The organism is Bacillus sp. B.PNR1 (genome assembly GCF_030386235.1).
GTDB classification, from domain to species: domain Bacteria; phylum Bacillota; class Bacilli; order Bacillales; family Bacillaceae; genus Bacillus; species Bacillus stercoris.
In genome coordinates this window covers 557482-576644 of the sequence record NZ_JANYMN010000001.1, presented here as the reverse complement: position 1 = coordinate 576644, position 19163 = coordinate 557482, and the positions used below count along the sequence as shown (strand labels likewise).

Sequence of the window (19163 nt, the reverse complement as noted above, 5' to 3'; positions counted from 1 at the left end):
TTCACTTCATAGCTATGTAAAGAAATAATAATCCATATTATAGCGTAAATATCTTGTAATCAAACAAAAAACTTATAAATGGGGAAAAGACGATTACCGATCACACAGCAACCGCCTTTTCTCTCTTTATTTTACAATAAGGGCATTCATATTCGCAAAGGACTTGATCTCATCCGCCAAGCTTACCATTTGCGCTAAACGATTTGCCTTTAATGCCTCATTATCCGCTATAACCATTGTATGGTCGAAGTAAGCATCAATCGGTTCTTTTAAGGCTGCAAGTGAAGCAAGCGCCGCCTCATAATCTTTTTTGCTGAAGTTTTCCTGCAGATTTTGCTTCGCTGTTTGGTAGGCATCAAACAGCTTTGCTTCGTATTCATTTTCAAACAGATCAGGCTGAATGTCTCCGCGGACTCCTTTTTTGCTGATAGAGATCACTCGGCCTAACGCTTCAGCTGTTTCCTTAAAGCCAGGTGCACCAAGCTTTTGTTCCAGTACTTGCGCTTTATGCAGCGCTGAGTATGGCTCAAGCTTAGAGCTTTCCAGCACGGCGTCGATGACATCATGTCTGATTTGTTCAGCATTCAAGACATATTTCAGGCGCTGAGTGAAGAAATCCAGCAGTTCATTTTCTTTATCAGTTTGAACGAAAGTAAGCAGCTCTTCAAATGAAATTCCCCAGTTGCGGTCAAGAAGAATCGCAACAATACCGCTTGCCTGGCGGCGCAGTCCGTAAGGGTCCTGAGAACCGGTCGGAATAACGCCGATTGAGAAGAATGAAGCGATTGTGTCAAGCTTATCCGCCATTGCTACAACAGCTCCTGTAAAAGTAGAAGGCGTTTCTCCGCCAGCTGATCTAGGCATATAATGTTCATTGACTGCCGCAGCCACAGCTTCATCTTCACCAAGCATTCTCGCATACTTTTCGCCCATAATTCCTTGAAGTTCAGGGAATTCATATATCATATGCGTGACAAGGTCGAATTTAGAAATTTCAGCAGCTCGCTTCACATGTTTTAACGTATCTCCATCAGCCTGAAGACGAACGGCAAGCTTGTCTGCGATTGATGTGACTCTTCTAACCTTATCAGCTAGAGAACCAAGCTCTTCATGGAACACAATGTTTTCAAGCTTCTTCACGTTTGCATCAATGTTCAGTTTCTGATCTTCCTTGTAAAAGAATGAAGCATCAGACAAACGCGCGCGCAGCACTTTCTCATTGCCTCGAGCCACATTTTCGATCGCGTGGCTGTTGCCGTTTCGGACTGTGATAAAGTGAGGCAGCAAGTCACCGTTTTTGTCTTTGACAGGGAAGTAGCGCTGATGCTCTTTCATTGTCGTGACAAGCACTTCCTCAGGAATTGAAAGAAACTCAGATTCAAATGAACCGTAAAGAGCTGTCGGGTATTCTACTAAATGATTCACTTCATCAAGAAGGTCTTCGTCAACCGGAATGCTCCAATTGTGTTCTGCAGCCATTGCCTCCAGCTGAGATTGAATCATTTGCTTTCGGACGCTAGGATCAGCAATAACATGCTGTTCTTTCAGCTGCTCTTCATAAGCTGAAGGTGATTCAATTGATACTTCATGTCCGAGAAAACGGTGTCCCTGTGTTGTTCGTCCAGATTCAACGTTTGTGATCGAAAATGGAATGACATCCTGTCCAAATAAAGCGACAATCCATTTGATTGGTCGGATATAACGCAAATCTTCATTTCCCCAGCGCATGTTTTTCGGGAAATGCAAGCTTGTAATTAAACCGCTTAGTTCTGGCAGCAGCGATTTCGTTTCTTGGCCGGCTAGGAATTTTTGCACGAATACATACTCTGTGCCTTTTACTTCTTTGATGTACAGGTCTTCCACATTCGCGCCTTGGCCTTTTGAAAAGCCGATTGCCGCTTTTGTCCAGTTTCCGTCTGCATCTAGGGCAATTTTTTTCGCAGGCCCTTTTGCCTCCTCTTTTATATCATCCTGCTTTTCTGCAACATCCTTAACGAACACAGCAAGACGTCTCGGTGTATTGAAGAGCTTCACATCACCGTGAGTAATATTTTTTTCTTTAAGCCAGCCTGTCAGCTTCTCGCCAAGCTGAACCATGCTTTCATTCAAAAAGCGCGCCGGCATTTCCTCTAATCCGATCTCTAAAAGTAAATCCTGTTTACTCATGAGAAGAACCCTCCCCTTTAAGCATTGGGAACCCTAGTTTTTCTCGTTCCTCATAATAGGTTTTTGCTACTTTTCTAGCTAAATTCCGCACTCTTGCGATATAGCCCGTCCGCTCGGTAACAGAGATCGCACCTTTGGCGTCAAGAAGATTGAAGGTGTGCGAGCACTTCAGCACATAGTCATATGCTGGATGAACAAGTCCGTTATCCATTTGCTTGATCGCTTCTTTTTCATATGTGCTGAACAGTTGGAACAGCATATCGACGTCTGACGTTTCAAATGTATAAACGGAATGCTCATATTCAGCCATCATGAATAAATCTTTTACTGTAAACCCTGTCGTCCATTCCAAGTCGAAAACATTTTCTTTATCCTGGATATAAGACGCGAGACGCTCGATTCCATACGTAATTTCTACTGAAACCGGTTTACATTCAAGTCCTCCGACCTGCTGGAAATACGTAAATTGTGTAATTTCCATTCCGTCAAGCCATACTTCCCAGCCAAGACCCGCACAGCCTAAAGACGGATTCTCCCAGTTGTCTTCAACAAAACGAATATCGTGCTCAAGCGGATCAATTCCGAGAGCCCGCAAGGAATCTAAATACAGCTCTTGAATGTTATCAGGAGACGGTTTGATAATGACCTGGAACTGATGATGCTGATACAATCTGTTTGGGTTCTCCCCGTATCGGCCGTCTGCAGGGCGTCTTGAAGGCTCTACATAAGCCACTTTCCACGGCTCAGGGCCGATGCTGCGCAAAAATGTATACGGGCTCATCGTGCCGGCTCCTTTTTCTACATCGTAAGCCTGCATAAGCACACAGCCCTGACTGGACCAATGCTTTTGCAAGGTAAGAATCATGTCTTGAATATTCATTTCAAGCACCTCCACTTTTCTTTCATAAAATGACTGCGGCAGCAACCAAAAAACTCCCGTCTCTATGCTTGCCTGCCGCAAACATAGGGACGAGAGTTCTCCCGCGGTTCCACCCTAGTTGCTGAGAATAAAATCCCAGCCTCTTTTTTAAAATTGCTCAAGAATGCCTTTCGTTGCGTGCTCATCCTTAGCTTACACCGCCCTAAGGTCGCTTTCATGAGGTAAACGCAAGTACTTCTTTCTCTCACTGCAACATATTTTATAATAAATGATCATATAAAAAGATGGACCAGATGTCAACTTTTGTTTTCACCCATAAGATGTTTCATGCTTTCCATTTGATCTAAAAAGCGCTTTGATTTTAAATATAACCCTGAATATTCTTCGTAATACAAATCAATCACTTGCTTTAATTCAGCTTTTGTTTCCTCTTTTAAGGACACATTGCCCAGCCTCGACAGATCGAAGTAATAAAAGAGTCTCAACAGCCTTGCTGTTTGCGGTTTAATCGGAATCCTGTAAGGATCTTTTTCAAAACAGCGATGGCATATAAAACCATTATCACGGACAGAAAAGTGAAAAGTTCCGTCTTGGCTTTTACAATGTACACAATGATTCAGCTCAGGATACAGCCCCATGACACCGAGCATCTTCATTTGAACAATGAAGGTGATAACATCCGGATCTGTTCCTTCATTCAGCTGTTTTAGTGATTCTAATATAAATTCAAATAAATAAGGATTTGGCTTTCTTTCCTCTGTGCCTCTGTCGACTAATTCAGCAATATATGCGGCATAGGCTGTTAAAAACAAGTCTTCCCTGATGCCTCTCATGCTGAGGATCATTTCCCCCTGCTGAAGCGTTCCGAGGCCTGATGTTTTTTGCATTAAAAATGAACCATACAAAAAGGGCTGGCTGACTGCTGATAAACGGCTGTTCGGTTTTTTGGCGCCTCGTGCCATAACACCTATTTTTCCGTGTTCTCTTGTCAGTAATGTTACGATTTTATTCGTCTCTCCGTAATCATTTGTGCGAAGAACGATCCCTTCACATTTTGTCAGCATTTCCGCACCTTCCTAAAGCAGGAGCGGCCAAGAGGTTTATAAAATTGGATAATCAAATCGGGCTAGCTCATCTTCTAGTTCTTCGGGTCTTTCCATGTTCTCTTTTTCCAGTTCTTTAAAAAGAAGATACGTATCAACATTTCCTGTTTGAGAAAATACGTTCCAGGTAAAATTCAACACAAGAAACCCACCTTTCTGTAGTTAAACTAGCTTACCTAAATTCCAAATTCTTACCTTTATCTTGACCAGATGTCCTCCATTTCATGTTAAACAAAATTTGCTAATGTATCCTTTTTCCTGTGAGATAATGTCCCACACGGCAAGAGATTAATATTCGTCCTCTTTAAAGCCAAAATCGCGAAGCTGGGACATTTTATTGCGCCAATCTTTCTGCACTTTCACCCACAATTCAAGGTAGACACGGGAGCCTAACAGTGCTTCAATATCCGCCCTCGCTCTTTTTCCGACCTCTTTCAGTAGACTTCCTTTTTTACCAATTACGATGCCTTTCTGGGAATCCCGCTCGACCACAATCGTTGCCGCTACATGCACAGAACCGTTGTCCTGCCCTTTGATGGATTCGATGGCCACCGCAATGCTGTGCGGGATTTCTTCTCTCGTCAAATGCAGCACCTTTTCCCTGATTAATTCAGAAATGATAAATCGCTCTGGGTGGTCGGTGACCTGATCACTCGGATAGAATTGCGGCCCTTCCGGCAAATACGCTTCAATCTGAGCGAGCAATGTTTCGATGTTATTTCCTTCTAGAGCAGAAATCGGAACAATTTCCTTAAAAGGATAACGTCTGCGGTATTCGTCAATTAACAAAAGCAATTGGTCGGGATGAATTTTATCAATTTTGTTTACGATCAAAAATACAGGCGTAGACATCTGCTGCAATTTCTCAATGATGAATTCGTCGCCTTTCCCGTAGCCTTCCTCGGCATTGATCATAAACAAGATCAAATCAACTTCTTTTAATGTATTTTGCGCCACTTTCATCATAAAGTCCCCGAGCTTATGCTTAGGTTTATGAATCCCTGGTGTGTCAATAAAAATGGTTTGTGATGTGCCTGTCGTTAATACCCCTTGCACCTTGTTTCTCGTCGTTTGGGGCTTATCGCTCATGATCGCGATTTTTTGCCCTATGACTCTGTTCAAAAATGTAGACTTTCCTACGTTTGGTCTTCCAATAATGGATACAAATCCTGATTTAAAGCTTTCGTTCGTCATGTAAATCCTCCGATGAAAATGCGCCTGGCAGTAATTCTTCCACAGTCATTTCTTTTATTTGTCCTTGTAAATTAGTCAGTACGACAACAACGTCCTTTGTGCAAAGCTCAGAAATCACCTGGCGGCAGGCTCCGCACGGAGATACCGGTCCAGGGGTGTCAGCCGCAACGGCCAGCATCTGAAACTCTGTATCCCCTTCAGAAACAGCTTTAAATAAAGCGGTACGCTCAGCGCAATTGCACATGCTGTATGCAGCGTTCTCAATGTTGCAGCCTCTGTACACTTTTCCATCCTTGGTAAGAAGAGCGGCTCCTACTTGGAACTTGGAATACGGCGCATATGCCATATCACGCGCTTTTAAAGCTTCTGTTATTAATTCTTGTCTGTTCATGTGTACATTCCTCTCTTACCTATAATGGTACCGCTATCACTTTATATTTTACATAATCGCGCGCTTTTTTTCACGCCCATTTCTAAAAATGTAAAATAAATGTAAGAATTTTCAGCCATTACAGCTTTGGCAAAAAAATAAGTAAACCAATGATACACGAAATGACGGCAAAAACGCAAACAGCCCCGGCGGCAGCGTCCTTGGCCGCTTTAGCAAGAGGGTGATGTTTGTCAGTTATTAAATCAACCGTATGTTCAACGGCTGTATTTAAAAGCTCAAGCGAAAACATTCCGCCAATCAAAAGGAATATAATCACCCACTCTATCGTGCTGAGTCCTACAAGGAAGCCGCAAATGAGAACAACGCAGGCGGCTGCGGCATGAAATTGGAAATTCCGCTCCGTCCGCGCTGTTTTCCAGATTCCCCGGCCTGCATGCACAAAGCTTTTGTAGAATCGCTTCAGCTCATTTCTATGATCTCTTGAGTCCATAAGCGTCCAGCAAATCCTTTTGCTTAGTAAACATCTCCTCTTCTTCCTCTTTCGTCATATGGTCATATCCTAAAAGGTGCAGAAATCCGTGTACGGCAAGAAATCCGAGCTCTCTTTTAAAAGAATGATTATACTCCTCTGCCTGCTCTCTTGTGCGATCGGCACTGATGATAATATCACCTAAAACCGGAGGCATCTCGGCGCCCACGATTTCGACCTCGCCTTCTCCCTCTTCTTCAAGAGCAAATGAGATGACATCTGTCGGTGTATCCTTTCCCCGGTATTCTTTGTTAATCTGCTGTATGTCATCATTGGTAACGATCGTGACAGAAACCTCAGCCTGATCCTGAACGCCTTCACGCTCAGCAGCAAATTGAAGCAGATTTTCTACTTCTTTGAGCATCTCTTCTGAGACGCTTCCTGTTTCATCAACGATATCAATCAGTAAACTCATCTATTTCACCTTCTTAGTAGCCTCCGGATATTCAATCCGGGAGTGGAAAATTCCTTTTAATGTTGCACAGAGCGTTTTTGCGATTGTATCCAGCTCTTTAAATGTCAAATCGCATTCACTGAACTGTCCGTCCTGAAGCTTATCGGATATAATACCCCGGACAAGCTTTTCAATTCGTTCAGGATTTGGGTTATGCATGGATCTGACGGCCGCTTCAACACTGTCGGCCACTGATATAATTGCGGCTTCCTTTGACTGCGGCTTCGGCCCCGGATAACGGAACTCTTCCTCTGTAATCTGGTCGCCTTTTTCCTTCGCTTTATAGTAAAAAAACTTTAAAAGCGAGGTTCCATGATGCTGCTCAGCAATATCGACAAGCTCTTTCGGAAATTTATAGCTTCTCAGCATGTTCGCACCGTCAGTCGTATGCGAGATGATAATATTTTTACTCAGCTGAGGAGACAGTTTGTCATGCGGATTGTCAATATTCATTTGGTTTTCAATAAAATATTGCGGGCGCTTTGTTTTTCCGAGATCGTGATAATATGCGCCGACTCTTGCAAGCAAACCATTAGCCCCAACCGCTTCACAGGCTGCCTCTGATAAATTGGCGACCATTACACTGTGATGATATGTACCTGGTGTTTCTGTCAGTATTTTGCGCAATAGCGGATGGTTAGGATTAGACAGCTCGAGCAGCCTCATGGTGGATAAAATGCCAAAGCCTGTCTCGAAAAACGGCATCAGGCCGATGATCAATACCGATGATGCAAACCCCGACACAACACCCATGAGCATTAACGTGCCGATTTCAAGACCCGACAGTGCGGTGTTCTGGATCAATAATAAGGAAAGAACAACAACCATATTAATAAACGCAACGAAAAGTCCGGTCTGCAAAATTTTTGACCTTGCATTATGTTTTCCTAAAAATAAAACGCCTGAAATGCCGCTAATCAAATAATAAATCCCTATGACATAATTGAATGTTCCTGTCACACCCTGATTAAACATCATACTCCCGCAAATCGCAAGAATGATACTTCCCAAAATGGCAATGCGTTCATTCATCAGCAGTTTGATTAAGATGGCCCCGGCCGCAATGGGAACCAGATAGCCGATATTATTATATTCCATCTTCTGAAACAAACTGACAACCTCCATGATCACAAGCAAAAGTGTTGTGATAATAGAGAATAGCAGAATGGATTGGTTTTTAAACTTTAGGTTTTGTTTCTGTTTTTCAAAATAATATACAAGTGTTGCAATGAACAGTCCGATCATAATCAATAGCCCGCTGATCGGCTTAAAGAGATTTGAGTTATTTAATAACCCGGTCAGCTCAAGTTTTCTGTACACTTCCCGATCAATAAGGTCATTTTCTTCCACGAGCACTTGCCCCTGTTTGATTTGAACTTGCTGGACATTGTCTGACGCTTCCTGCCGCTTTGCCTCTGTTGCTTTCGGATCGAAGACGTAATTCGGAATAATAGCAAAACGCCCGATTTCTGTCGCAGCTCCCAAGTATTTAGATGGAATAGAATTGCTCTTTAGCTCTTTTTCTACTTTATCCTTTGCATCAGATAGCTTATCCGAAGGGATTTCACTGCTCATGACCGTATTTACTGCGGTAATGACCGTATCTCTGACAAAAGAAAAGTCTTCACTGTCTGCTTTCAGCAATGTCTTGATGGAGTCCTCGGATATGGAATCATTCACATCTGACGTCAATTTATCCTTTACGGATTTGACCATTGATTTTTCCGATGGGGATTTGCTGCTTTCTTCCGATGATTTTTTCACTTCACTGATACTGTCGAATATTGATGACACAAGGTCTATCCGATTATCTGTGTATTCTTTTTTTAATGTATATTGATCCTCAACCGCGTCCTCAGCGGCTTGCTTTTTTTCCTCCGTGGCTTTTTGATCTTCCACGGTTGCCGGAGCATAAATGGTCTTGTCGCTGACTGAAAACAGGTCCAAATCAAGTGTTTCCGGCTTAACATGTACAAAGAGCAAAGCAAACATAATGGCAGCCAGCAGAAGATACAGCAGTACATGCATGGAGCGGGCATTTTTAAAATTGCTCCATTTTTTTGAGCTGCTTTTGGTCTTAGCCTTCTTTTTCAACACAAGAACCTCCTCTTGAAACATCAAGCCCACAAGCAATCATAAAAATGACCCGATAACGCGCGATCGGGTCATTCAGCATTAATTTTGCTTATCGTATGCTTCAATAATTTTCGCAACAAGCGGATGTCTGACCACGTCTGTCTGGTCTAGCTCAATCATAGAAATGCCGTCTATTCCTTTCAGCATCTCCTTCGCTACTGCAAGTCCCGATTTGACGCCTTTCGGCAGGTCAATTTGGCTAACGTCACCTGTAATGATCATTTTAGAGCCAAAACCCAGTCTCGTCAAAAACATTTTCATTTGAGCAGGCGTGGTATTCTGTGCTTCATCAAGTATAACATAAGCATCATCGAGCGTCCGTCCCCTCATATATGCAAGCGGAGCAATTTCAATGATGCCTCTTTCCATCAGACGTTCTGTATGATCTGCACCAAGCACATCATGGAGAGCGTCATACAGCGGGCGCAAATAAGGATCTACTTTTTCTTTTAGGTCACCTGGGAGAAAACCGAGGCTTTCACCGGCTTCCACGGCAGGCCTTGTTAAAATGATTTTTTTAATATGTCCGTTTTTTAAAGCATGGACTGCTTTTACGACAGCCAGGTACGTTTTCCCGGTTCCCGCCGGACCAATGCCGAATACAAGGTCATTCCGCTTCATAGCGGCCACGTATTCCCGCTGTCCCATTGTTTTTACACGGATTGATTTGCCTTTTGCGTTTTTTGTAATTTCTTCTTCATACATGCTTTCAAAGTATTCAAGTTCATTCTTCTTTGCCATTTTGATGGCGTAAATCACATCACGTTCAGAGATCTCTATCCCCTTGCGAATTAAAGCGAGGAGTGATCCCAGCAGCCTGTCTGCAATCTGAAACGATTCATCATCGCCTGAAACATAAATCGTCTCGCCGCGCGTAATGATATTTACATTCAGATCTTTCTCCATCAATTTCAAAAAAGAATCTTGGTTCCCGAAGAGTGAAAGCGCCTCGTCCGGGTTTTTCAGTTTTTGATTCATCGCAAGTAAATGTTCTGTCATTCTTCAGTCTCCCTGACAATAGGTGTGGTTTGAACGATATCTTCTATAACTTGGTAGAGAATAATCAACTTTACTTTACCATTCTCAACAGTCTGGTGCAAAACTTTTTCACTTTTCACCTCGCCGTTTTCGCCTATTTTATCCTCTACATCCTGTTTACCCAATTTAATGCCTTCTTGAACTGCTTCTTCTTTCGTATATTTTCGCAAAGCCTCTTCACTTTCTCTTGTTTGCTCTTTGACATAGGATACAGGGAGCTTAAATCCGAGAAAATGAAGCGAGTGCTTTTCTTGTTCTGTTTTTGGATACTTCAATTCCTCTTTTTTAAACGTCATCCCCCAGATCGGGATTGCCAACGAGCCAAAAGAAAGCTTGTGCTTTGTCCTTACTTTGCCCGTATAGACGTTAAATAATGTTTCAAGCGGGACTGTCACTTCTGATCTATACCAGGTTTCTCCGTAAATTTCTGCTTTTGAGGCGACTTCCTGCTGATGGTCTTCACTGCCAATCAGCCCAGAAACAAGCAGCTGTCCCTTTTCAACATGGTCGTGTATGGCGGCCATGGGCTGCCCTTTTTGCACAAACATTCTCGTAATCGTTGCTTTCTTTTTGGCGACAATATTGCGCGGGCTAACATACTTTTCTTTTTCGGGCTCATTTTTCTCCACAACTTTCATGTGAATGGTCGTCCCCTTCAGATCAACGCCGACCCAGGTGATATTGTCTATTCCATTGGTTAATGATTTCTGTATTTTTTCGGGCGACATCATTAAAAACTGCAGCCGGCCCTTTTTGACGCCGATTTCATTAAGATGCTGCCTCATTTGATGCTCTGTTTCAGGCTTAGCGCCTGTCACATCAATTTTCCACACCATATTGGAAAGCAGAAACAAAAGGATGAAAAAAATCGCAAAACCGATCGTAAACCCTATATTCAGCTTTGATTTCAGCAACAGGAAGGGAAAACCCTTCCGATTGATAAATCGGGCTTTACATTTAAATTTACTTCTCACCCGCCGAAAGGCATGTACATCCTGAAGCTGTATATATAACGATACGGCTTCTTTCTTTTTTTTGACATGAAAGACTGGAATCCCCTGTCTTGTGCATTCATTAAGGAGCCGCTCAATCCCTCTTCCCGTCAATTCAAGCTGGACCTTACCCGAAAAAAAAGACAGCCATTTATTTTTCACAACATTTCCCCCTCGGCTTTATGACTCAACATATCGAACGACATCAATCGTACCCTCCAAAAGTATTTCTTCCGGAAGAATCGCCTTGATGACAAAATTTTTACCAGATATGATGCACTGGCCCTGCTTCAGCATCAGCCTCACTTCATTCTCGCTGAAAAGCAAAAGGCCTCTGTGGTTTTCTATGTAGATATGAAGTCTGCCAACCATTGTAATCCTCGGCAGATCCATCATAACGTCCGGGGGAATTTCCAATGCTCTTGTCAGCCAAGCTTTCACACGATTCTTTCTTTGCCCCATACAAAAAGAACCCCCTTTCATCTCATATGTATGATTTGAAAGGAGGTTCTAACACTTTAATTTTTACGGGCCGGGCGCATCGTATGATGAGGTTTTTTCGCCCTTGGAGGTCCGAATACCTCTCCTAGAACGATCCCCTGTACCACGGTGTCTTTATTCACCTGGAGCATTTTTTGTTTTGTGTATACCGCTTTTTGTTTGGCAGCAGCAAGATCTCGTTCCAGCCCTTTCAGATTTCTTTCTGTTTCCCTGCGTCTTTCTTCCGCTTCCCGTCTTGCCTGTTCCATACGGTTAGGGATAGGTGCAGGAGCTTCTTCTTTTGACTGCTTCTTTTGAGGGGAAGCAGTTTGCACCTGTTGAGGTATTTTTCTTTTTTGGCTGTTTTGCTTTTCTTCTTTGCTCTTTTTGCCGAAAATCGCAGAAATAATTCCGATGATCGCTGCAATAATAAGCGGATTTGTCAGTAGATCTTCCATCAGCGTTCTCCCTTCTTAGAGAGATTATGATTTGCGGTCTTCATCCGACGGGTCTTTCGTCAGCTTGCCGAATGAATCACGCATATCTGTGTCAGCATCAATGTTCTTGATATTCATGTAATCCATGACGCCAATATTCCCTTCACGCAAGGCTTCCGCCATCGCAAGCGGCACTTCCGCCTCGGCTTCTACCACTTTCGCGCGCATTTCTTCTACGCGGGCGCGCATTTCCTGTTCTTGAGCGACAGCCATTGCACGTCGTTCTTCCGCTTTTGCCTGCGCGATGTTTTTATCAGCCTCGGCCTGATCAGTTTGTAAAATCGCACCGATGTTTTTGCCGATGTCAACATCAGCAATATCAATCGAGAGAATTTCAAATGCCGTTCCTGAGTCCAATCCTTTTCCTAGTACCGTCTGAGAAATCATGTCGGGGTTTTCAAGCACTTTTTTGTGATTTTCGGATGAACCGATTGTAGAGACGATCCCTTCACCGACACGGGCAACAATGGTTTCTTCCCCCGCTCCCCCGACGAGACGTTCGATATTCGCTCTTACTGTGATTCTCGCTTTCGCTTTCACTTCAATACCGTCCATGGCCACACCGGCAATGAACGGCGTTTCAATGACCTTAGGATTAACGCTCATTTGAACAGCTTCCAACACGTCCCGGCCTGCAAGATCAATGGCAGCACAACGCTCGAATGTGAGTTCAATGTTAGCTCGCTGGGCGGCGATAAGCGCGTTGACAACTCTGTCAACATTACCTCCGGCCAGGTAGTGGCTTTCAAGCTGGTTTGTTCCAACATTAAGTCCCGCTTTATGCGCTTTAATCAGCGGGTTAACAACCCGATTCGGTATGACGCGGCGAAGTCTCATCCCAACCAGGGTGAAAATGCTGATTTTCACTCCGGCTGCTAAAGCTGAAATCCAAAGCATTACAGGAACAAATGTAAAAAATACAGCCAAAACAATGATCGCAACTGCGACAATTGCCAGAATCATAAATGTTGACGGATCCATATAACTTCTCCTCGTTTCTATTTAAATTTCTCTCACGACAATACGTGAGCCTTCTACTTTAATCACTTTTACTTTCTTATCTTTTTCTGTAAACGATCCCTCCGAAACAACGTCAAGGCGTTCATCGTCAATAATGACGGTACCGGAAGGACGCAGCGGTGTAGAGGTTATACCCACCTTTCCCATTAGGTCCGTCCGCGTTTGATTTGATACGTAGCCGCTCTCGGTATTTGTAGAATCATTTAATATCAATTTTCTAAAGAATTTCATACGCTTTCCCAACACCCTTGTCAGTAAAATAAAAGCTGTAATTGAAACAGCTGTGGCGATCAAGAGAGAAACCGCCATGACAGTGAAGCTCCCCGCGGCTAAAAACAGGCTCACAATAATCGACCCCAAGCCAAGTAAACCAATGATTCCTCCAGGAAGGAAAATCTCAAGCAGGATGAGGATCACCCCTGCGATAAAGAGGAGAACCGTCTCATACCCGGCAAGGCCTGCTGCGAGATGACCGTAGAAAAACAGCAATAACGCAATGAATCCAGCCGTTCCAGGGAGGCCGACACCCGGGGAAAAAAGCTCTACTGTCAGACCTAAAAAAGCGATAGTCAGCAGAATGGGGACAATGACCGGACTCGTCAGCCATCTTGCTGTTTTTTCCGCAAAGCTTTCCTTTGCATAGCTGATCTGCGCTTTTTCGAACCCAAGCTTCTTTACGAGCGCGGATACATTGTCAGCAGTGCCTTCTGAATAGCCTACCTCCATCGCCTTGTCTGCGTTAAGTGTCAGCAGATCTCTCTTAGGCGCGCCGACTTCCTTGGCATCTATATCCGGGTCAGCCATTGCGAGCGCATATTTTGGATCGCGATTATTTTTCACTGCGGCATCTTCCATCTCTGCCAGCCAAAGTGATTCAGCTTTTTGGTCAGCAGCATTGCCTTGGCCATCAATAATCGCGGCGGCTCCCATTTTTCCGCCAGGCGCCATATAAATGTGATCGGCTTGCAGCGCAATGTATGCACCAGCAGACAACGCGCGTTTGTTTACATATGCAGTTACGGGGATCTCGCTTTCGGTGATCACATCCGCCATATCAATAGCAGATTTGACTAATCCCCCCGGTGTATTGATATCAAGAATAATGTGGGCTGCATGTGCATCCTTTGCATCTTGTAACGAACGGGACAAAAACGAGGCGAGACCCTGTTCGACATTTTTCTCAACCGGGATCACATATACAGTTTGTTTTTCTGCTTTTGCGTTCAGCTGTACGCCAAATAAAGAAAGTAAAAATATACTCAAAAGAACAGCACGGAATCCTTTGATTTGAAGCAAGGGCTGTGTATCCCTCCTTCCTTTTATAATAAGTGCCTTCTCTTCATACGTAACAAATGTATCAAAGGTTTCATTTTTTTATGTATAAAAAAAGACATCTCTCTTAGAAAGATGTCCTTTTCTTTGCCATTTAAGACAGTTGACTGCTCACAAGCTTATTAATTAAACTTCCGTCAGCTTTACCTTTTACTTTAGGCATAATTGCCCCCATCACTTTGCCCATGTCCGCTTTTGAGCTCGCACCGACCTCTGCAATAGTTTCATTTACGATTGTACGCAGCTCATCTTCTGACAGCTGCTCAGGTAAATAAACTTCTAAAATGTCCAGCTCTTTTTGAACTTTATCTACTAAATCTAAACGATTAGCGTTTGAAAATTCCTGGAGGGAGTCTTTACGTTGCTTAAGTTCACGAGAAAGGACAGTGAGTTCCTCATCCTCGGTCAAACTGTCTTTCTTAAGCTTAATTGCTTCATTTTGAAGTGAAGCCTTAACCATTCGAACGACAGTCAGTTTGTCTTTCTCACGGTTTTTCATATACAGCTTCATATCCTGGTTGAGACGCTCAAGAAGACTCATAAATCCACCCTCTTTTAGAATTTGCGTTTTCTAGCAGCTTCAGACTTTTTCTTGCGCTTTACGCTAGGTTTTTCATAAAATTCACGCTTTCTTGCTTCTTGCAAAGTACCTGTCTTTGATACACTGCGTTTGAAGCGACGAAGAGCATCTTCAAGCGATTCGTTTTTTCTAACGACCGTTTTTGACATTCTCTTTCCCTCCCTCCGAATACACCAATCGACTACCTTTAAGTTACACATATAAACATGTACTTTGACATTATAATATAAGCCATCAGTCAGGTCAACTAAGTCAGTTCACTTTTCCGTCATGAGTGAGACTGCCTGTCTATATAATGATAGAAAGGGGTTGGTGAATAGGATGTTGATTCTGATCAGTTTTACAGCTCTTATATTATTCTTTCTCGCAGGCATGAATATGCTTCGAAAAGGCTTAATATCGATGGCGTACTCAAAAATTGAAGACCGTTTGCTATTATTTACGGACCACCCATTAAAAGCGTTTCTTATCAGCATTGTATTTACGGGGATACTTCAGAGCAGTTCAGCCTTTATGGTCATTGTCATCGGCTTTGTCAGTGCGGGCGTTCTTTCTTTTAAGCGGACGATACCGATGATTCTGGGGACAAATGTTGGCTCTACTTTTACAACTGAATTTATTGCCATCAAAATGGATATTTTGATTTGGGTTCTTTTAATAGGCGGTTTATTGTTTTTTCTGACTGGCAGGTATCCTTTAAAACAGCTGGGAACAAGTTTCCTCGGATTGGGCATCATCTTCTTTTGCATCAGTGGATTCAGCCATCTTGCCGGGCCGCTGACAAAGCTGAAAACGGGAGCCGACGTTTTATACCACGTTAACGATTCGAACTGGTCAGCTTTGCTCATCGGAATGGTGTTAACTGCCATCATTCATTCCAGCTCTGTCTGTATCGGCATTTTAATGAGTTTTATGAATGAAGGGATTATCGGATTGACACAGGCGATGAGCGTTGTGCTCGGATCAAATATCGGGACATGCATTACAGCTGTCATGGCGGCTGTATCCGGCGGATATGCGGCGAAACAGACAGCGTATGCCCATGTAGTGTTTAATGTGCTAGGCGTGGCTCTAGTATTGCCTTTTCTGACCGCAGCGACTGGCTTTGTAGAACAGTTATCACCCGATCCCGCCCAAAGGATTGCTCATTTCAGCCTTTTATTTAATGTAGTGACAGCTCTTTTATTTCTTCCGCTTACAAACTTGTTTTACCGATTGATTCACCTTCTAATCCCAGCTAAATAAAAAACCGGGACATTTTAAATGCACCGGTTTTTTAGGTTAAGAAGACAAACGCATATGTTCAGTTATTTCATCCTCAACAACACGGACAAATTGTCCTTCGTTGTAAGGATAACCTGCTTTTAGGATTTTGACTTTTACAATTTTGCCAATCATATCTTCCGTGCCTTTGAAAACAACCTTCATATAATTGTCTGTGTAACCGACAAACATATTTTCTTCTTCTGTTTCCTTAAACGCTTCCTCAGGGATAATCTCAAGCACTTCATTTTCATACTGAGAAGCGTATTCCTTTGCAAGCTGGTCAGAAAGAGCAATCAGGCGGTGCACACGTTCGTTTTTCACGTTTTCATCCACTTGGTCTTCCATTCGCGCAGCTGGTGTTCCTGTACGTTTACTATAAGGGAAAACATGCAGTTCAGAGAATTTATGTTCTTTAATAAAGTTATAGGTTTCCATAAATTCTTCTTCTGTTTCACCAGGGAACCCAACAATAACATCAGAAGTAACGGCTAAGCCTGGCAGTGCTTTTTTCAATTTGTTTAAACGGTCTGCAAAGAATTCCATTGTATATTTGCGTCTCATCCGTTTAAGCACTGTGTTTGAGCCGGATTGGATAGGAATATGCAAATGATTCACTATCTTATCTGAGCGGTCTAAGACTTCGATCACTTCGTCAGTGATTTGACTGGCTTCGATTGAAGAAATTCTGATCCGTTTCACGCCTTCTACACGAGAGTCTAATTCGCTCAAAAGCTTAGCGAAGTTGTAATCTTTCATATCTTCGCCGTAACCGCCCGTGTGAATACCTGTAAGAACAATTTCTTTATAGCCCGCATTGACAAGCTGCTGCGCTTGTTTAATGACTTCTTCAGGGTCGCGGGAGCGTAGCAGGCCGCGCGCCCACGGAATGATACAGAATGTGCAGAAATTATTGCAGCCCTCTTGTATTTTCAATGACGCTCTTGTCCGGTCCGTGAAAGCAGGCACATCGAGCTCTTCATATACTCTTGCTTTCATGATGTTGCTGACGCCGTTAATCGGCTGGCGTTCTTCACGGTATTGGTCAATGTAGCCAAGCATTTTTTCACGGTCCTGTGTTCCAACTACAATATCGACACCAGGGATCGCCATAATCTCAGCAGGTGAGGTTTGTGCGTAGCAGCCTGTGACACAGATGACACCGTCAGGATTTTGACGAATGGCGCGTCTGATCACTTGGCGGCTTTTTTTATCTCCAGTATTAGTTACTGTACATGTATTAATGACATATACATCAGCTGTTTGTTCAAAGTCTCTTCTTTCATAGCCCGCTTCTTTGAAAAGCTGCCAGATTGCTTCTGTTTCATAATGGTTGACTTTACAGCCAAGCGTATGGAAAGCAACAGTTGCCATTACTGATCACCTCTTAATAACTCTGTTTGATAAGAAATCGCACTCAACGCATATAGCGGAGCGGTTTCTGTCCTTAAAATTCTCGGTCCAAGGCCGCACGGCACACCGTCTTTCTCAGTGAGCCGTTCAACCTCCGCTTCTGTTAAACCGCCTTCGGGACCAAATACGATCAAAAGAGATGATCCTTTCGGAAGGCTGCTTACAACCGCGCTGAATGCGCTTATTTCCCCTTGCTTCGATGACTCCTCGTATGCAACGACACATTTATCGAAATCCTGCATCCTTTGAAGAAGCTGCTGAAAAGAATGGACATCCATCACTCGCGGCACTTCGTTACGGTACGATTGTTCAGCCGCTTCCTTCGCAATTTTCGTCCATCTTTCCCGCTTTTTCTTCGCCTTTTTGTCATCCAGCTTGACAATAGAACGCGCGGCTTGGAAGGGAATAAAGGCATGAGCTCCGAGCTCAGTCCCCTTTTGGATAATCCATTCAAGCTTATCACCTTTCGGGAGGCCGCTCGCAATATAGATCTTTATCGGAAGCTCTCTGTTTTCATTCGTCCATTCTATCACAAGGCAGGACACTTTATCTTTGGAAACAGATTGAAGTTCACATTTTGCCTCGAAGCCGTCTTGAGAGCAGCAGATGATATGATCTCCCTCATTCATTCTCATCACGTTCACAATATGATGAACATCTTCGCCGGTAACCGAAAAAGCCGGCGCTTCCTCTATTTGCTGCTTCGTGAGCTCGATAAAATATCGTTGCATACGCTGTGACACCTACTAACTGTTATTTTTTCGCAATAATGCTGACCCAATCTTCCATTGAAAGGATTTCTACAATGGTGAAGCCAGCTTGTTCCAATGCTTCTTTTACTTCTTGTTTTTTATGGCCGATGATACCTGACGTAATAAAATGTCCGCCTTCTTTTAACAGGCTGTACGCTTGTGAAGTAAAGCGAAGAATGACTTCAGCCAAAATGTTGGCCACAATCACATCATGTTCACCGTCAATCCCGTCTAACAAGTTGTTTTGCTTCACTTGTGCAATATCGCTCACTTTGTTCAGCTTGAGATTGAGGCGTGCACTTTCTACAGCTACGGGATCAAGATCGTAGGCATGAACCGATTCAGCCTCAAGCATTGCAGCCGCAATACTTAAAATTCCGGAACCTGTACCAACATCAATCACCTTATCACCCTTTTGCACAAAGCGTTCAAGCGCCTGAATGCAGAGCACGGTTGTCGGGTGTGTCCCTGTGCCGAAAGCCATTCCCGGGTCCATTTCAATAATCAGTTCATCAGTATGGACCGGTGTATATTCCTCCCACGTCGGCACAATCGTAAACTTTTCAGAAATTTTCACAGGATGATAATACTTTTTCCAGGCAGTCGCCCACTCTTCTTCATTTACTTCAGAAATGGTGATGTGATTTCTGCCCAAATCAATATTGTAAAGAAGGAGATTATTAATCGTTTCTTTAATGCCGTCTACAGTTTCGCCTAGAAAACTGTTAACCGGCAGATATGCTTTGACAATGACACCCTCATCAGGATAATCATTGGGGTCGAGCTGGTAGATTTCCCCGTACACATTCTCACGTTCTTTAATTAAATCAAGCGGGTCCTCTATCACAACCCCACTTGCACCAGCTTCATGCAATATATTTGAGATAGGTTCGACCGCTTCATGTGTTGTGTGAATGCTTAATTCGGACCATTTCAAAACTAC

21 protein-coding genes and 1 other annotated feature are annotated in these 19163 nt (G+C 43.3%); of the genes, 1 reads left to right on the top strand and 20 read right to left on the bottom strand.

Going from position 1 to position 19163, the window contains the following annotated elements; translation table 11 throughout:
* Positions 1-126: 126 nt before the first annotated feature.
* From glyS to rpsU, 17 genes are all read right to left on the bottom strand, one after another.
* Entirely contained in the window at positions 127-2166 is a 2040-nt protein-coding gene (gene glyS, locus NZD81_RS03145) for a glycine--tRNA ligase subunit beta (protein WP_282372712.1), read from the bottom strand.
* On the bottom strand, positions 2159-3046 hold the full coding sequence (gene glyQ, locus NZD81_RS03140) for a glycine--tRNA ligase subunit alpha (RefSeq protein WP_040083765.1): 888 nt from the start codon (positions 3044-3046) through the stop codon (positions 2159-2161). The genes glyS and glyQ overlap by 8 nt, the downstream gene beginning before the upstream one ends.
* Before the next feature lie 82 nt (positions 3047-3128).
* Positions 3129-3303: a binding site (T-box leader), on the bottom strand.
* Positions 3304-3342: 39 nt separating this feature from the next.
* Positions 3343-4110, bottom strand: coding sequence for a DNA repair protein RecO (gene recO, locus NZD81_RS03135; RefSeq protein WP_014664644.1), 768 nt, complete (start codon positions 4108-4110; stop codon positions 3343-3345).
* Positions 4111-4146: 36 nt separating this feature from the next.
* Positions 4147-4290: a YqzL family protein gene (locus NZD81_RS03130; protein WP_003230053.1), complete on the bottom strand. Its 144-nt coding sequence runs from the start codon at positions 4288-4290 to the stop codon at positions 4147-4149.
* 147 nt (positions 4291-4437) lie between these two features.
* Positions 4438-5343, bottom strand: a complete 906-nt coding sequence (gene era, locus NZD81_RS03125; RefSeq protein WP_282372713.1) for a GTPase Era — start codon at positions 5341-5343, stop codon at positions 4438-4440.
* Positions 5324-5734, bottom strand: a complete 411-nt coding sequence (locus NZD81_RS03120) for a cytidine deaminase (RefSeq protein WP_014664646.1) — start codon at positions 5732-5734, stop codon at positions 5324-5326. The genes era and NZD81_RS03120 overlap by 20 nt, the downstream gene beginning before the upstream one ends.
* Before the next feature lie 118 nt (positions 5735-5852).
* A complete protein-coding gene (locus NZD81_RS03115; RefSeq protein ID WP_069149890.1) occupies positions 5853-6224 on the bottom strand; it encodes a diacylglycerol kinase family protein in 372 nt (123 codons plus the stop codon).
* Entirely contained in the window at positions 6205-6678 is a 474-nt protein-coding gene (ybeY, locus tag NZD81_RS03110) for an rRNA maturation RNase YbeY (RefSeq protein WP_014664648.1), read from the bottom strand. The genes NZD81_RS03115 and ybeY overlap by 20 nt, the downstream gene beginning before the upstream one ends.
* Positions 6679-8814, bottom strand: a complete 2136-nt coding sequence (gene pgpH, locus NZD81_RS03105) for a cyclic-di-AMP phosphodiesterase PgpH (protein WP_080488017.1) — start codon at positions 8812-8814, stop codon at positions 6679-6681.
* A 78-nt stretch (positions 8815-8892) separates the two neighbouring features.
* Positions 8893-9852: a PhoH family protein gene (locus tag NZD81_RS03100; protein ID WP_014477373.1), complete on the bottom strand. Its 960-nt coding sequence runs from the start codon at positions 9850-9852 to the stop codon at positions 8893-8895.
* Entirely contained in the window at positions 9849-11045 is a 1197-nt protein-coding gene (yqfD, locus tag NZD81_RS03095; protein WP_282372718.1) for a sporulation protein YqfD, read from the bottom strand. Before yqfD ends, NZD81_RS03100 begins: the two co-directional genes overlap by 4 nt.
* A gap of 18 nt (positions 11046-11063) precedes the next feature.
* On the bottom strand, positions 11064-11345 hold the full coding sequence (yqfC, locus tag NZD81_RS03090; RefSeq protein ID WP_003237082.1) for a sporulation protein YqfC: 282 nt from the start codon (positions 11343-11345) through the stop codon (positions 11064-11066).
* Positions 11346-11401: 56 nt separating this feature from the next.
* Positions 11402-11821, bottom strand: a complete 420-nt coding sequence (locus NZD81_RS03085) for a hypothetical protein (protein WP_014664651.1) — start codon at positions 11819-11821, stop codon at positions 11402-11404.
* 24 nt (positions 11822-11845) lie between these two features.
* A complete protein-coding gene (gene floA / locus NZD81_RS03080; protein WP_014664652.1) occupies positions 11846-12841 on the bottom strand; it encodes a flotillin-like protein FloA in 996 nt (331 codons plus the stop codon).
* A 21-nt stretch (positions 12842-12862) separates the two neighbouring features.
* Positions 12863-14176, bottom strand: coding sequence for an NfeD family protein (locus NZD81_RS03075; RefSeq protein WP_282372722.1), 1314 nt, complete (start codon positions 14174-14176; stop codon positions 12863-12865).
* A gap of 130 nt (positions 14177-14306) precedes the next feature.
* On the bottom strand, positions 14307-14753 hold the full coding sequence (locus tag NZD81_RS03070) for a GatB/YqeY domain-containing protein (RefSeq protein WP_040082586.1): 447 nt from the start codon (positions 14751-14753) through the stop codon (positions 14307-14309).
* Between the two features lie 14 nt (positions 14754-14767).
* Positions 14768-14941, bottom strand: coding sequence for a 30S ribosomal protein S21 (gene rpsU / locus NZD81_RS03065; protein ID WP_003152957.1), 174 nt, complete (start codon positions 14939-14941; stop codon positions 14768-14770).
* Positions 14942-15113: 172 nt separating this feature from the next.
* Here rpsU and NZD81_RS03060 point away from each other — a divergent pair, with 172 nt between their 5' ends.
* Complete coding sequence (locus tag NZD81_RS03060; RefSeq protein WP_014664654.1) at positions 15114-16037, top strand: Na/Pi symporter; 924 nt, start codon at positions 15114-15116, stop codon at positions 16035-16037.
* Between the two features lie 36 nt (positions 16038-16073).
* Here the strand turns inward: NZD81_RS03060 and mtaB are convergent, their stop codons facing one another.
* From mtaB to prmA, 3 genes are read right to left on the bottom strand one after another with little or no spacing between them, the layout of a single operon-like run.
* A complete protein-coding gene (gene mtaB / locus NZD81_RS03055; protein WP_069149893.1) occupies positions 16074-17429 on the bottom strand; it encodes a tRNA (N(6)-L-threonylcarbamoyladenosine(37)-C(2))-methylthiotransferase MtaB in 1356 nt (451 codons plus the stop codon).
* The gene (locus tag NZD81_RS03050) at positions 17429-18199 is read right to left on the bottom strand and encodes a 16S rRNA (uracil(1498)-N(3))-methyltransferase (RefSeq protein WP_282372727.1); all 771 of its coding nucleotides are present in this window, start codon (positions 18197-18199) and stop codon (positions 17429-17431) included. Before NZD81_RS03050 ends, mtaB begins: the two co-directional genes overlap by 1 nt.
* Positions 18200-18221: 22 nt before the next feature.
* Positions 18222-19157 carry a 50S ribosomal protein L11 methyltransferase gene (prmA, locus tag NZD81_RS03045; RefSeq protein WP_282372729.1) on the bottom strand — a complete coding sequence of 312 codons (936 nt, stop codon included), beginning with the start codon at positions 19155-19157 and terminating at the stop codon, positions 18222-18224.
* Positions 19158-19163 lie beyond the last annotated feature (6 nt).

What these genes read in the sequence shown, in the direction of transcription:
- glyS (WP_282372712.1), bottom strand. Translation starts at nt 2,166, where the DNA reads ATGAGTAAACAGGATTTACTTTTAGAGATCGGATTAGAGGAAATGCCG.
- glyQ (WP_040083765.1), bottom strand. Translation starts at nt 3,046, where the DNA reads ATGAATATTCAAGACATGATTCTTACCTTGCAAAAGCATTGGTCCAGT.
- recO (WP_014664644.1), bottom strand. Translation starts at nt 4,110, where the DNA reads ATGCTGACAAAATGTGAAGGGATCGTTCTTCGCACAAATGATTACGGA.
- era (WP_282372713.1), bottom strand. Translation starts at nt 5,343, where the DNA reads ATGACGAACGAAAGCTTTAAATCAGGATTTGTATCCATTATTGGAAGA.
- NZD81_RS03120 (WP_014664646.1), bottom strand. Translation starts at nt 5,734, where the DNA reads ATGAACAGACAAGAATTAATAACAGAAGCTTTAAAAGCGCGTGATATG.
- NZD81_RS03115 (WP_069149890.1), bottom strand. Translation starts at nt 6,224, where the DNA reads ATGGACTCAAGAGATCATAGAAATGAGCTGAAGCGATTCTACAAAAGC.
- ybeY (WP_014664648.1), bottom strand. Translation starts at nt 6,678, where the DNA reads ATGAGTTTACTGATTGATATCGTTGATGAAACAGGAAGCGTCTCAGAA.
- NZD81_RS03100 (WP_014477373.1), bottom strand. Translation starts at nt 9,852, where the DNA reads ATGACAGAACATTTACTTGCGATGAATCAAAAACTGAAAAACCCGGAC.
- yqfC (WP_003237082.1), bottom strand. Translation starts at nt 11,345, where the DNA reads ATGGGGCAAAGAAAGAATCGTGTGAAAGCTTGGCTGACAAGAGCATTG.
- NZD81_RS03085 (WP_014664651.1), bottom strand. Translation starts at nt 11,821, where the DNA reads ATGGAAGATCTACTGACAAATCCGCTTATTATTGCAGCGATCATCGGA.
- floA (WP_014664652.1), bottom strand. Translation starts at nt 12,841, where the DNA reads ATGGATCCGTCAACATTTATGATTCTGGCAATTGTCGCAGTTGCGATC.
- NZD81_RS03070 (WP_040082586.1), bottom strand. Translation starts at nt 14,753, where the DNA reads ATGAGTCTTCTTGAGCGTCTCAACCAGGATATGAAGCTGTATATGAAA.
- rpsU (WP_003152957.1), bottom strand. Translation starts at nt 14,941, where the DNA reads ATGTCAAAAACGGTCGTTAGAAAAAACGAATCGCTTGAAGATGCTCTT.
- NZD81_RS03060 (WP_014664654.1), top strand. Translation starts at nt 15,114, where the DNA reads ATGTTGATTCTGATCAGTTTTACAGCTCTTATATTATTCTTTCTCGCA.
- mtaB (WP_069149893.1), bottom strand. Translation starts at nt 17,429, where the DNA reads ATGGCAACTGTTGCTTTCCATACGCTTGGCTGTAAAGTCAACCATTAT.
- NZD81_RS03050 (WP_282372727.1), bottom strand. Translation starts at nt 18,199, where the DNA reads ATGCAACGATATTTTATCGAGCTCACGAAGCAGCAAATAGAGGAAGCG.